The sequence below is a fragment of the Pseudomonas sp. 3MA1 genome, from assembly GCF_029237275.1.
In the GTDB taxonomy this organism is placed as follows: domain Bacteria; phylum Pseudomonadota; class Gammaproteobacteria; order Pseudomonadales; family Pseudomonadaceae; genus Aquipseudomonas; species Aquipseudomonas fluorescens_AP.
Genome location: NZ_JAACFX010000001.1, coordinates 1,036,957 through 1,050,418 on the forward strand (window position 1 = coordinate 1,036,957; position 13,462 = coordinate 1,050,418).

Annotated in this window: 11 protein-coding genes; 3 read left to right on the forward strand and 8 right to left on the reverse strand. The window is 62.1% G+C overall.

Annotated features, from left to right (window positions below):
- Positions 1-57: 57 nt before the first annotated feature.
- Genes GWQ44_RS04940 through GWQ44_RS04970 form a run of 7 tightly spaced genes read right to left on the reverse strand, consistent with a single transcriptional unit; the run spans position 58 to position 8,326 of the window.
- Positions 58-957: a glycosyltransferase family 2 protein gene (locus GWQ44_RS04940; protein WP_199011602.1), complete on the reverse strand. Its 900-nt coding sequence runs from the start codon at positions 955-957 to the stop codon at positions 58-60.
- A complete protein-coding gene (locus GWQ44_RS04945; RefSeq protein ID WP_275926775.1) occupies positions 941-2,044 on the reverse strand; it encodes a hypothetical protein in 1,104 nt (367 codons plus the stop codon). The genes GWQ44_RS04940 and GWQ44_RS04945 overlap by 17 nt, the downstream gene beginning before the upstream one ends.
- Positions 2,041-4,125 carry a glycosyltransferase gene (locus tag GWQ44_RS04950; protein WP_275926776.1) on the reverse strand — a complete coding sequence of 695 codons (2,085 nt, stop codon included), beginning with the start codon at positions 4,123-4,125 and terminating at the stop codon, positions 2,041-2,043. The genes GWQ44_RS04945 and GWQ44_RS04950 overlap by 4 nt, the downstream gene beginning before the upstream one ends.
- 50 nt (positions 4,126-4,175) lie before the next feature.
- Positions 4,176-4,868: a 2OG-Fe(II) oxygenase family protein gene (locus GWQ44_RS04955; RefSeq protein ID WP_275926777.1), complete on the reverse strand. Its 693-nt coding sequence runs from the start codon at positions 4,866-4,868 to the stop codon at positions 4,176-4,178.
- Between the two features lie 5 nt (positions 4,869-4,873).
- Complete coding sequence (locus GWQ44_RS04960; protein WP_275926778.1) at positions 4,874-6,250, reverse strand: polysaccharide pyruvyl transferase family protein; 1,377 nt, start codon at positions 6,248-6,250, stop codon at positions 4,874-4,876.
- Entirely contained in the window at positions 6,247-7,521 is a 1,275-nt protein-coding gene (locus GWQ44_RS04965) for an ABC transporter ATP-binding protein (RefSeq protein ID WP_275926779.1), read from the reverse strand. Before GWQ44_RS04965 ends, GWQ44_RS04960 begins: the two co-directional genes overlap by 4 nt.
- Positions 7,511-8,326, reverse strand: a complete 816-nt coding sequence (locus GWQ44_RS04970) for an ABC transporter permease (protein WP_103739358.1) — start codon at positions 8,324-8,326, stop codon at positions 7,511-7,513. The genes GWQ44_RS04965 and GWQ44_RS04970 overlap by 11 nt, the downstream gene beginning before the upstream one ends.
- A gap of 574 nt (positions 8,327-8,900) precedes the next feature.
- On the opposite strand from GWQ44_RS04970, the gene GWQ44_RS04975 reads away from it, so the two are divergent.
- A complete protein-coding gene (locus tag GWQ44_RS04975) occupies positions 8,901-10,472 on the forward strand; it encodes a GGDEF domain-containing protein (protein ID WP_275926780.1) in 1,572 nt (523 codons plus the stop codon).
- A 4-nt stretch (positions 10,473-10,476) separates the two neighbouring features.
- On the opposite strand, the gene GWQ44_RS04980 is transcribed toward GWQ44_RS04975, so the two are convergent.
- On the reverse strand, positions 10,477-10,998 hold the full coding sequence (locus tag GWQ44_RS04980; RefSeq protein WP_275926781.1) for a GNAT family N-acetyltransferase: 522 nt from the start codon (positions 10,996-10,998) through the stop codon (positions 10,477-10,479).
- A 450-nt stretch (positions 10,999-11,448) separates the two neighbouring features.
- Here GWQ44_RS04980 and GWQ44_RS04985 point away from each other — a divergent pair, with 450 nt between their 5' ends.
- Positions 11,449-12,273 (forward strand): arylamine N-acetyltransferase, encoded by an 825-nt coding sequence (locus tag GWQ44_RS04985; RefSeq protein WP_275926782.1) that lies wholly within the window; start codon positions 11,449-11,451, stop codon positions 12,271-12,273.
- Between the two features lie 118 nt (positions 12,274-12,391).
- Positions 12,392-13,213 (forward strand): hypothetical protein, encoded by an 822-nt coding sequence (locus GWQ44_RS04990; protein WP_275926783.1) that lies wholly within the window; start codon positions 12,392-12,394, stop codon positions 13,211-13,213.
- Positions 13,214-13,462 lie beyond the last annotated feature (249 nt).

The following is a 13,462-nucleotide window of genomic DNA, read 5'->3' on the forward strand; positions in this document are numbered from 1 at the left end:
AAATCGACCGCGCCCTAGGTGCCGTCGAAGCGTTCAGTTTTCAGTAAGGCGGCGATCCTAGCATTTTTGCCCAAGTATTCGCCCTAGCCGCAGAACCGAGTGATAACCCGCCATAATTCCGAATCGAACCCAAACCCCCGCCGAAACACCCCAGGACAGCAGCCTCGGGTAGTCATCTCGAAAAAACTTGCCATAGAAGCGAATCATTCCGCGGTGTTTGTGCCACTCGACAAACACCGGGCGTGTGCGACTGCAGGCGGCCCAGGTATGAAAGATCCTTGCCTGTGGTACGAAGCAGACCTTCCAGCCTGCCTGACGAAAGCGCATGCACAGGTCCAGGTCCTCGCAGTGCAGGAAATAGCCTTCGTCCCAGCCGCCAACGCTGTCCAGGGCTTTGCGCTTGACCAGCATGCAGGCGCCGGAAATGGCCTCCACGAGTGTCGGATGCAGAGGCAGGGGCTCACGGTGCAGGAGATAGTCCGAAAACAGCCGCGGCGACAGCCAGGCCAGGCCCGACAGGTTGAGGGCGCGCACCACCGCTCGCCGTGGCGTGGGAAAGACCCGGCGCCCTCCGGGTTGTTCGCTACCGTCGAAATTACACAGCAGGCCACCCGCCATGCCCAGGTCGTCGGAGTGACGCAGGGCGTCGATCATTGCTTGCAGCGCTCCTGCTTGCAATACGGTATCGGGGTTCAGGAACAGGATATGCGCCTGCTCGCAGTGCCTGGCGCCCAGATTGCAGGCGGCGGCAAAGCCGGTGTTGCTTGGATTGCGCAGGATGATCAGGCGTTCATCAGCGCCAAACCTAGTTGCAACTCGTTCCAGGCTGTCATCGTGGGAGGCGTTGTCCACCAGCACCAGTCGGTTGACGCCCTGGGCCAGCACCGATATCACGCAGTCTTGCAGCAGCAGGCCGGCGTTGTAGTTGACCACCACCACGTCACAGGATTGCGGCATGGGCCACCTCGAAGCGTTTTGCCCAGGAGTTGGCCTCGCGGAACTTGAGGGTTTCGGCCAGCGGTTCGGTGAACGCCAGCGCTTGGTGGATGACCTGGGGAATGTCGGCAAGACCATCGCTGAGGAACACGCCTTGAATACCGCGCCTGGTGCTCATTTCGCCGAATGCCGTGCTCACCACCGGCAAGCCCAGGGCCCGGTACTCGTAGTACTTGATCGGGTCGACGTAGCGGGTGATGTCATCGCGTTTGAACGGAATCAGGCCGACGTCGAATTCGGTCATGGCATGCAGCGCCGCCTCGTGGGGAAGTGCTGGAAAGCGCCGGATATTGCTGGGCAGTGGGGATGGATATGGACCGTGCTGGGGACCGATCAGGCGTACCTCGGCCTCGGGAAATGCCCGGGCCAGGGTCAGTACAAAATCCCAATCGAACCATTTGGCGAGGGTACCGATATAGCCGAATACGGGGGGCGCGGATTCTCTCCTGGACCGAGACAGCGGCAGCTCGGGCAGCCGTTCGCTGGCACAGCCATTGAGCAGCAGTCGTGTATTGACCTGCTGTTGCAGCCAGTAGTGCTGCAGGGTCGAGCAGGAGCTCAGGGCCGAGGTCACAGCCCTGGCGGTTTGGTGCTGGCGCTGGTGCATGGCGCGCCGTGACCAGCCGTTGTAGAACGCCGGAACGTTGTCCATGGCGTCATAGAAACTGCCGGCAAACAGCGGCTCCTGCAGCAGTTGCAGGGCCAGTCGCGAGGGTTTGCCAATACCCAGTTGCGTGGGGCCCTGGGCGAACTGTCTGACTTGCTGTATCAGGCCCTGCCAGAGCAGGCGATTCAACCACCCCGAACCGGGCAGGGGTTCTATTGGCAGGGCCCGTGGACGGATCAGGCTCAGCCAGTCGGGCAGAGGCTCATGGGCGGTGCTGAGTGAGCGTCGTCGCAGCAGATCTCCCGGCACCGGCAGGCGAGTGGGGTAGGGATCGATCCACAACACTGGGGCCCGGGTCGCGATATGGAATTGTCGGACCAGTTCGTGCGGTCGTTGCGTGAAGCTGTGCCAACTGACGGGTGACAGATAGACCAGTCTCATGGCTTTTCCCGGGCGACGTGAGGAACCCAGGGACGGCCCCATTTGGCTTCATAGAGGGCCTTGTTGCGTTCGAATAGCCGTTGGCGCTGCTTGCCGGGCATCTGCGCGAAGGAGGCTGAAAGGTGGTGATGAATGAACACGTCTTCGGCGAAGGCGCAGGACAACCCCGCCTGCTCGACGCGGCGACAATAGTCATCATCCTCGAAGAAGCCCAGGCCGAAGGCTTCGTCCAGGGGGCCGACACGCTCATAGGTCGACCTGGGCATCATCACCGCAAAGAAACCGAGCGTGGCACAGGGCACGATCAGCCCGGCATGGCGCCAGGTGTACTGACGGGCGCGAATGGCCATCTCTTGCGAGTCCTGATAGTGGATGTCGATCTTCGCTTCGTTGCCAATGTTGTTGGTCACCGCTCCAATCAGTCCAAGCCCGGGGTTGCGTTGCAGGTGGCGACGCAAGGTCTGTGCCCAGCCGGCAGTGACCTGGGTGTCATTGTTGAGCAGCGCCAGGAACTCGCCCCTGGCCCGAGCCAGGCCCTGGTTGTTGGCGGCGGCGAAACCTCGATTGCTACTGTTGAGGATCAGCGTCTGCCCGCAGCTTGCCGCCCATTGTTGGAGGAACTCGACGCTGCCGTCGCTGGAGCCGTTGTCCACGACAATGATTTCCAGCGTCTGCCCCTGAGGATCGGCGGTCAGGCTCGCCAGGCAGTCCCGGGTGAAGGCCAGGTTGTTATAGGTCACCACGATCACGCTCGCCCGAGGCTGTTGTTGAGTGCCTTCGGTCAGGGCGAGCAAATCTTGTACTCGGTGCTGCCAGGTTTGCTGCGCTGCGAAAGCCTGGCGCTGTCGAGACTCGGCGTTGCTTCCGGGGTCCTGCAACGCCCGGGCGATGGCGTCGATGAAGGCGTGCTGGTCTTTGGCGATGGTGACCTGTTGCTTGAACTCGTGCAGTTCGGGGAGATCCACCGTCACCACCGGTTTGCCGGCACTCAGGTACTCGTACACCTTGACCGGATTGGTGGCCAGGGTCAGCGCCTCGATCCGGAACGGCAGGATGCACACGTCGAATGCCTGCAGGTACGCCGATAGTTGTCGATACGGCACTTCGCCGGTGAGCTTGACATTGGCGTGGCGTCGCAGGCGTGCACCAATGCGCGCGGTGTCCGTGCCAATCAGCAGGACGGTGCAGTAGGGGAAGGCCTCGGCGATGGCGGATAGCAGTTCCACGTCGAACCAATGGGCCAGTGCCCCGTAGTAGCCGATAACCGGACCTTCTCCTGGAACTTGATAAGGGTGATGTGCGGGCTTGGAAAAATAGTCGAAGTCAGCGGCGTTGCGCAGCACCGCCCACTGCTGGTTGGGCGTTCTCGAGACCTGTCGGTGCCAATGCTGTTCAAGCCACGCCGAGGCAAACAAGGTGAGATCAGCCACGCCGATAAGATCGCGTTCCAGGTCCTGCAACTCGGCGGCGTTGTTGCCAAACCCCTGATGCAGATCCATGCAGTCATAGACCACCCGGCTGTTGGGCAGTACCCCAGCCACAGGTGTCCAGAAGGGGTGCTGGATCAGCGATATCACCCGGGGGGTGTTCGCCCAGCTCAGCAGTTCACCGATACTGCGGCGCAACTGACAGGTCAGCGTTGCGTCCGGTGCCCTGTGGTAAATGATGGGAGCTGCACGGGCAAAAAGTCGTACTTCGAACAGACGCCCGGCCTGATCAAGAGGGCGTAGTGCAAAGCCGGCGCGAGGGTCGTCCTGCAGAGTGCTCGAAATATAGAACACCCGACGCCCGCCAAGGCTCAATTGCTCGGCCAGGTGTTGCGGGCGCTGGTGGCGGAAGTCCCAGTCGATGACGCCCCAGAATAGATAGTCCGGCAGGTCTCCCAGCGACTCCTGCAAGGGACAATGGGGAGGCTGAAACAGACTCTTGGCCAGTATGCGTTGCTGTATGGCGCGGCGCACCGGCGACCCTATCTGGCGATAGATTCGACCCAGCAAGGCTCGCAGAGCATAAGGCAGCGGCAGTCTCCGATAGAGTTTGCGCAGTGGGCTGAACAGCACCGAGAGATCAGGGAGCGGCATTCCAGGCTTCCTGTCTGGCGATGTTGCAGTCAGTTGTGTCTGCGTAAGGTTCAGTCATGAGGCCCTTCATAGTCATGCAGCGGGGTTTGGTCCGCAGCTGGCCACATCGAACTCAGAGAGCCTGCACGGTAGAAGGTCACGGTCATGCTGCGGCGTGAAGTCCGGCAGTTGTCCGCTACCTTCGATACGGCGTGCCATGAATGGTCGGCACGCACCAGGACTGCTGAGTGACCTACCTGGGGCGGGATCACCGCCACCACGTCCGTCGGGTCCGCTGAGCCGAGGATGTTCAGGCAGCCGCCATCGCTGATGTTCCAGGATTCGTTGAAATACAGGATGTGGGTTACCAACTTGTCGCTCAGGTCCGGGTGAGGACCCAGGCAGGCCTGCGGGCCATAGTGAAATACATTGATCTCCATCGGAGCCGTGCGCAGGTCCATATCGGTCAGCGTCGACATCGCCAGGCGATAGGCCTCTGAGCTGAGTTCGGCGGCGAGTGCGCGCCATGCGGGACTCAGGCCCTCCGGATGAACGATGCGCCCGGTGCCCATTTCCACCAATTGTCTGGCTTGATACTCGTAGTCTTTTTCTCCGCCATATCCGTAGACCCGCTTGAAGGCGTCATGGGGATAGGTGGTGGCCAGTGCGGCGGCGTCTTCGGCTGAGTACAGGCCATCGATCTGCCCCCAGTGGAAGGGCTGTGTATGGAGTGGCTGTTGATTGAGTCTTGTCAGGTCTAGCATCGATTTCATCTCCTCAATAGGTGTCTGAAGCTGCGACGCAAGGAGCGCAGGGGCGCGGTGATGCGGTAGGAACTGGAGTTGTACATGCGTTCGAGCTCGCCGCTGGTCTGGCCGATGAGCTCCTGTTGTTGTGCCTGCAGGTCGGTTAGTTGCTGCACGCGGATTTTCAGCTCGTCCAGTTCGGCCTGCTTGCTCAGGCATTCCTCGCGCCAGTCCAGGCGAGTTTCTTCCAGCAGGCCGGGCAGCGCTTGCCAGAAACGGTCCAGCGCCTGACTGGTGGGGCGTGGGCCCTGACCGATGACTTCAGCCACCCGATCCCAATGGCGATGCACTTGTTCCCGCGCGGCGCTCACCCGGGGGCAGGGCTGCGTTGCGCCCAGGCGTTGCAGGAACCACTGCGGGTCGATGGCCTGGCCGCTGGGCAGGGCGTGGATCCCCCGGTATTCCAGTAATGCGGTGTACTTGCCCAGGCTCAGGTCGGCCGAGCTGAAGATGGGCACGCCAAAGGCCAAGGCGCTGATTGCCAGGTGATAACTGTGGCCGATCACCCCTTCGGCGTGGGCCAGGATTTCGGCCAGAAGCAGTGGCTCCGGCCAGGTATCAAGGCTGACGGCCCGCGGCAGGTCAGTGCCGAGAATGGACTCCTGATCCCCCAGGACTGGGCCAATGGGCAATAGCAGCAACTGCCAGCGGGCAAACGTTGCATTGTGGGTTTTCCACAGGTGCAGGAAGTGCTCCAGGCCGGTAATCGCATGCACCACCAGGTAGGGGCCGTTCAATCCCGCCGTTTCACACAGTCGCCGGTAGGCGGGGGTCGTTTGCTGTGGGTCCACGAGGTCGGGCAGGCCGAAGGCGGTATCCGGCAGCACCTCGACCTGCGCCTGCTCGCTCAGTGTGGACAGCGTGTTTGCTGACAGTGCATCGCGAACCCGAACATGGGGGCTCTGTTCCAGGGCCAGCCTGACCAGCGGTTTGGCCCAGCACGGAACCGGATTGCAGTGCATGCCGGGGGCATTCCAGATCAGCGGCACGTTGTGTTGCAGGGCAATCAGCGCGGGCGACAGCCAATAGCCCGTGGGATGGTGGATCTGCGGGCTGGGAGGGAAGTAGCCGGGGGCGATCACCTTGTCGAAACGAATGATGAAGCCTCCGCCGATCAATACCCCATCCAGGCCGTCGATGAACTGGGGCAGCTCGCTGACCGAAGTAACGTCGTAAGGCCACTCTGGTGTGCTGCGCGAGTGGTAGGAGAACGCTCGCAACTGCACTGCGCCCAGGCGCTTGCGCAGTGCCGCCTCGGCAAGAATGGGGAACAGCAGGTCCCCATAGTTGGCCACGTCAAATGTGCCGAAGATCGCCACCTGCCACGTCTTGTCACTCATGAGCGCTCCTTGGTCAGCGGGTTTGTCTGGCGCTTTGCCGTGACGTCTTCGATATGCAAGTCGACGATCCCCAAAAAGTGCTGGTTGCCCGGCAAGGTGTCGAAGGCCAATAGGGCCACCTGTTTTTCAATCAGTTGGGAGGTTTCCTCGGTCTCGCCGTCCATCAGCTTCAGCGTGATGTGATAGCGCCCGGCGGCGAGGTTGGCGGCGAAGCGCAAGCAGATCGAGGCGCGTCGCCAGCCGGCCTCGGATACATCGCTGTGCAGGGCTGCATTCACCCCGCTGACCACCAGCAGCCGGGCTTCCTGGACGGTCAGGCTGATGTTGGGGCGGGTGACGCTGTCGCTGACCAGGGTGTCGATGACGATCTCAATCATGTCGCCGTGGGCAAAACTCGAGTACAGCGCGCCGGTGCTGCTGAAGACCGCTGAGGTGATCCGCCCTTCAGCGGTGCCGAAGGCCATGCCGCTTTCCGGGTTGAGCGGCGTCTTCGCATGGACCTGGATCGCCCCGGCGCTGGCCCAGCGGCGCTGCTCGTCGCGCATGTCCAGCAGATAGAGTTCAGCGATGGTTTCCGGCGCTCCGCTGGCGCGGATTTCACCGTCACGCAGGTACAGGGCGCGAGTGCAGAAGCGCTTGACCATGCCCATGTCATGGGACACGAACAGCAGGGTCATGCCTTGTCGGGTCAGGCGGTCGAGCCGTTCCAGGCACTTGAACTGGAACGAGGCGTCGCCGACGGCCAGGGCCTCATCGACAATCAGGATGTCCGGTTCCACGCACACCGAGACTGCGAACGCCAGGCGCACCAGCATGCCGCTGGAATAGGTCTTGGTGGGCCGGTCGATGAACTCGCCGATCCCGGCAAAGGCGCTGATTTCGTCGAAGCGCGCGTCGATTTCCGCGCGTTTCAGGCCCAGTACTGCGCCATTGAGGTAGACGTTCTCGCGGCCGCTGAACTCCGGGTTGAAGCCCGACCCCAGCTCCAGGAGGGCGGCGATACGGCCGTGGCTCGACAGGCTGCCGGTGGTGGCGGTGAGGGTGCCGCAGATCAGTTGCAACAAGGTTGATTTGCCACTGCCGTTGCGCCCGATGATGCCCAGGGCTTCGCCCTTGCGAATCTCCAGCGACACCTCCTTCAATGCCCAGAACTCGCGATAGCGCTGTTTGCCGCTAGGCCTGAGCAATTGCAGCAAGCGATCCCGCGGCTGGTCGTAGATCTGATAGCACTTGCCCAGGCCCTGAGTCCTGATCGCCAGTTCAGAGCACATCGGCGAACCCCTGGCGGCTTTTCTCGAACCACACGCGACCGAGAACCGCCACGATGCCGGCTCCCGTCAGTTGTCCCAGCCATGGCCCGAAATCGGGCACCACCCCCCAGATCAGTACATCGCGGGCAGACTCGATCACCAGGGTCAGCGGGTTCAAGTAGAGCCAGTGCTGGTAGGTGGCCGGCAAGGCATTCACCGGGTAGAAGACCCCGGACAGCAGCATCAGAGCCGACGTCAGTACGCCGACGACCTGACCGATGTCCCGCAGATAGACGCCAAGGGCGGACAGCAACCATGACAGTCCCAGGGTGAACAGCACCAGCGGCAGCAGGACCAGAGGCAATAGCAGGGTGGTGAGCGGCGGCAGGCCGAAGACCAGCAGGTGAAAGATCAGCCAGACGATAAAACTCACCAGCGTATGGAACAGCACTGCCCCGAGCATCACGCAGGGCAGGATCTGCAGAGGAAACACCACCTTCTTCACGTAATTGGCGTGGTTCAGGATCAGCCCCGGAGCCTGGACGAGGCATTCGGAAAACAGGTTGAAGACCAGCATGCCGGTGAACACCAGCAGGGCGAACTGGGGTTTCGAGTCGCTGCCGGTTTCCCAGCGCACCTTGAACAGCACGCTGAAAACGAAGGTGTAGACCAGCAGCATCAGCAGGGGATTGAGGAAGGACCACAGGAGCCCGGCGATCGAGCCGCGATAGCGGCCTGCCACTTCACGTTCGATCAGGGCCAACAGCAGTTCTCGATGGCGCCAGGGCCTGAACATGAAGCGATTCAGCGTGTGACTACCAATCAACGTCCACTCCTTGGTAACTCGATTTCCAGCGCTGCCTGTGTGTGACCAAGAGGTTCTGATGAAGGGGAGAACAGGGTACAGCGGGCTGTTTTTATAAGTTGTGTATAGACCAGGAATGCATGAAACGATGGAGTTTCTGCGAGTTTTTTTGCTCGCTCGCGCCTGAGCGGCAAGGATGGCGGGGCAGAGGGCTGGCGAAGGTTGTCAGGGCTCGATTTGTCGCAGTCGCCACCGGGCCGGGCTCTGTACACTGTTGCCCGAGCACCGTCGCCGCCGTTGCCCGATGCCCGGTTTCGCGTGTTCAGGGGGCTTTGGGGCGGATCGGGCGCGGAGGGCGGTCCTGTCTTGGCGGATTGCAGAATGTTGTGGCAGTCGACGGTGCGCGCTTCAGGCATCGCCCTTTGCGGCCGATAACCCCAGCGTGGGGCAGGCCATGTGCACTTGCGTGGGCGCCGTGCCGGTGTTCAAACGTCACGGAAATGATGCTTCGCAGGGTGCTGGCCGTTGCGCCAGTCTCGAAAACAACCAGGGGATGCGCCTTGTTGCCCAGGCCTTTCCCGTCAGGAAGACCCTATTGCCTGTCCCCATCTACGATCCTCAGCATGCCCCCGGCGGCAACCTCAAGCGCCTGCCGCTGCTCAAGGCCGCGGTGGCCTTCATTGCCACGGTATTCCTGTGCCTGTGCGGTTTGCTGTATCTGCAGTTGGAGCAGTCCTGGCGTCATGACCTGGCTCAGGCTGAGGTCAACTCCACCAACCTGACCCGGGCCATTGCCCAGCAGGCCGAGGACACCTTCATGGAGGCCGACCTGGTGTTGATGAGCCTGTCCGAGTGGATCCAGGCCCTGGGGGACGGGCCACGGCAGCGCCCGCGCCTGCAGCAGATCTTTGCCCGGCGGGTGCAGGCCCTGAACCAGCTGAGCGGGGTGTTTCTCTACGACAAGCAAGGCCAGTGGGTGGTCAGTTCGTTCAACGATTCGCCCCATGGCAAGGATGTTGCCGATCGCGACTACTTCCGCTTTCACCAGCAGAACGCCTCGCTGCAAGCCCATATCAGCCCGGCGATTCGCAGTCGCGCCAACGGTGAATGGATCATCCCCATCTCGCGCCGGATCAATGACCAGGATGGCCATTTCCAGGGCGTGCTGATGGCCGGTATCAAGCTGGCGTATTTCGATCAGTTCTTCAAAAGCTTCAATATCGATGAGCGGGGCGCGATGTTCCTGGCCCTGTCCGATGGCACCCTGATCGCGCGGCGGCCATTCGAGGAGCGGCAGATCGGTGCGTCCCTGGCCCGGGGCGAGATCTTCAGCAAGTACCTGCCCGAGGCCACTGCCGGCAATGCCATGATCACCTCGATCGTGGATGGGGTGACACGCCTGTATGGCTATCGCCAGTTGCAGGCCTACCCGCTGGTGGTGGCCGCGGCAAACTCCAAGGATTCGATTCTCAAGGGCTGGTACGCCTCGGCCTATCAATCCTCGGCCATCGTCGCTCTGGTGCTGTTGGGGGTGGGGCTGTTCGGTTGGGTGTTCGTCAGTCAGGTGCGCAACAACGAACGGATCGAGACGGACCTGCGCAACGCCCAGGAGGCGCTGGAGGTGATCGCCACCCATGACAGCCTCACCGGCCTGGCCAATCGGCGTTTGTTCGAGCGTTCCCTGATGATCGAGTTTGGTCGTGGCGCCCGGCAACACAGCCCGTTGAGCCTGATCATGGTCGATATCGATTACTTCAAGCGCTACAACGATACCTATGGCCATGTGGCGGGCGATCACTGCCTGACGGAGGTGGCCCAGGCCCTGAAGGGTTGTTGCCAGCGCAAGGCCGATCTGGCGGTGCGCTACGGCGGCGAAGAGTTTGCGGTGTTGCTGCCCGATACCGATATCCATGGCGCGCTGGCCATGGCCGAACAGATTCGCTGCAGTGTCATGCAGCGCAACATTGCCCACTCCGGGTCCCCGGTGGGATGCGTGACGGTCAGCCTGGGCTGTTATGCCTTCGTGCCCACCGGGCGCGACAGTATCGAGATGTTTATCGAGCGCGCGGACGAGGCGCTTTACCAGGCCAAGGCCATGGGTCGCAACCGTGTCATGGCATTGCCAGGGGCGCGCGCCGGGGAGCCCTTGCAGCGCTCCGATCGTTGAGGTGCTACCAACGCTTGCAGAACACCTGATTGGCGTAGGCGTTGCCGGCAAATTCATACGCGGTGTGGCCGATGCAGGCATATCCCTGGGCTTGATAAAAGGCCTGTGCCCGGTGGTTCTCAGACCACACGGCGAGCCACAGGCACGGGGTATCGCTGTTTTCCACCCGGCTTTCCACCTGTTGCAGAAGCGCCTGGCCAACGCCTTGCCGGTGCGCGTGACGCTGCACGTACAGGCGCACCAGTTCCACGGCATCGGATAACTCCGGGAGCGGCGGGCGGGCCTGGCGGCTGAATTCCGCGAACCCCAGCAGGTGCCCGTTGCGTTCAGCCAGCCAGAGGCTCCTGGAGCGATCTTCGAGGCGCTGGCGGAACTGCTCCGGGGCGTAGACGCTCAGGGCCTCCTGTGCCAGGTCGCTGCGCATACCATCGGTGGCGTAGGTGTCGAGAAAGACCTGGGTGGCCAGGCCGCTGATGCACAGCGCATCCCCGCGCTCAGCGTGACGTAGGGTGAAATCGACCGGCATGGCTACATCCTTGTAAAGGGGGCTGGTTTGAAGGTTCAGGATCGGCTGACACAGTGTTGCAGGTGCTGGCGGATTGTCGTCGATGATGCCAGAGCGCACGTACTTACGCGGGCGCCCATCGGGCATGATGCCTTGCTGTCGTGCCCGGGACGCAGGATCGCAGCGCGAGATTTCACCGGTGATGCACTGCACCCGCCCCCGGGCCTTATGTTCAAGGGCATGGCGCCGCACCAAGCGCTGGGCCTCGACGTTGCCGAAGCGACGCTGCCACTCGAAGGGGGACTATTACAGAGTCGTCCCTGGCGCTTGGCAAGGGGCAATCCAGGGCCAAGGCAATAAAACATATCAATCGAATTTATTGTCTGGATTCCCTGCTTCTGGCTTATACATAGCGCCGACCTGCCAGGGTCGGTTGCGACCCTGGGCGACCCTCATTTCAAGGATTTGTGCATGAGCCAGCCGCACCTGATGGACTTTGACCTGTACCTGCAGCAACTCGGTTACCCGCGCGCGCCAGCGCCGACCCTGGAAAACCTGCGGGAGTTGCAATGGCGTCATGTCTGTCGTTTTGCCTTCGAAAGCCTGTCGACCCTGTTGCGGGTGCCGGTGCCCATCGACCTGGCATCCGTGGAGCGCAAGATTCTCCACGAGGGGCGCGGCGGCTACTGCTACGAGCTCAACCAGAGCTTCCTGGCCTTGCTGCAGCACCTGGGCTACGAGGCCCGGGGCATCACCGGGCGGGTGGTGATGGGAGGGCCGGAGGATGCGCTCACCGCTCGCAGCCATCGGCTTACCCTGTTGCATCTGGATGGGCAACGCTACATCGCCGACGTCGGCTTTGGCGGCATGGTGCCCACCACGCCCTTGCTGCTGGACACCGAAGAAGAGCAGGCCACGCCCCATGAGCCCTATCGCATCACCCGGCGCGAGGGCAGCTACACCCTGCGCGCCAAGGTCGCGGAGCAGTGGCGGGCTCTCTATGTCTTCGATCTGCAGGTGCAGGGCGATGTGGATTACGAGATGGGCAACTGGTACGTCTCCACCCACCCGGATTCGCCCTTCCTCGGCCAACTGAAAGTCGCGCTGATAGGGCCTGGAGTGCGCCGCACGCTGAACAACGGCAGCTACGCCCTGCATCGCATGGGGCAGCCCAGCGAGCGACGGGAGATCACCGAGGCCGGGGAATTGATGCGCCTGCTGCAGGACGAGTTCGCCTTGCGCCTGCCCAACCCTCCCGAACTGCGGCGGGCGCTCGGACAATTGCTTGGGTCCTGATTTTTCCGGTTTTGCAGTGCCCGCCAGGGGCGGGCGCGGAATCGATTCCCGGTTAAATCTGCAGGGTCCTGCTCCTTAGACTGCACCGGCAAGCCGGTCATTTCTCAAGGAGAGAATCATGCACAAAACACCCCGTTCAAGCCTGCTCGACAGCACTGGTGCATCGCTGAGACGTTTCCAGGCAGGGCTGCTCGCAGCCCTGTTGGTCGTGCTCGGCCTGTGGGCCAGCGCCAGCTACGCCGTGCCCAATCCCGACGGCAACTACAACCTGAGCATGGACGCCCGTGCCGGCTCACCCTATCCACCGTCGAACAACTACAACGCCGATCTCACGGCTTCCGGTGCCGGAGCGGCGTACACCGTCCCGGTCAGTCGCCATCACATCATTGCCTACAACCAGCTGCGGGATTTCTACATGTCCGTGGTGCAGCGTGGGCATCTCAAGGAGCTGAAAGGGTTCTGGGACGGCTTTGGCGGGCGCTTGCTCAGCTATGGGCGGGACAACCAGGTCAACGTCACCCCGGCGGTACAGGCCGACTACGACCAGGCCAAGACCCTGCTTGAAGAGATCGGCCGGGGCGTGGTGCGGGCCAACGCCGGCGTGCCGCCACGGCCGCTGGGCTGGGACACCTTCCATGGCTTCTACACCTGGATGCCGTGGAACCTGTTCCTTGGGCCTAACGGTCGCAATGATGACCCGGGTGAGGCGTTCGAGCGCAACGCCCAATACATCATCAACAACACGGACACCTGGAACACCATCATCAATCTGCGGGACAACATGCTGAGCTATACCCGTGATGGCAACCTCAAGACCCTGGCCACCATCAACTCGCAATTGCTGCGCTTGTCGGCGCGGACCAAGGTCTATCCGCTGGTCAGTGATCAGTGGGTCCGTGTCGCCCCTAATGTGTACAAGATCCGGGTTCCGGCCCAGTAATTGTTCCGCGGATGCGGGGCCTGAGCCGATCCGGCAAGCGGATCGGCTTTTTTCATCCTGTTTTTCAACCCCTGGAATGGCGTGAAACAACGCGCGCGAGGGCGCCGCTGGTGTCCGGTGCTCGGCTGAGCGATGGCTCTGGGGCGGCTTTTCAGGCTGGTGAAGGGGAGGCAGTCGAGGGCTTTGCCCGGGGTGTCCGTTGATGGGGGTCAAATAAATCCCGAGTGGCAAACTGTATACAATCCTATG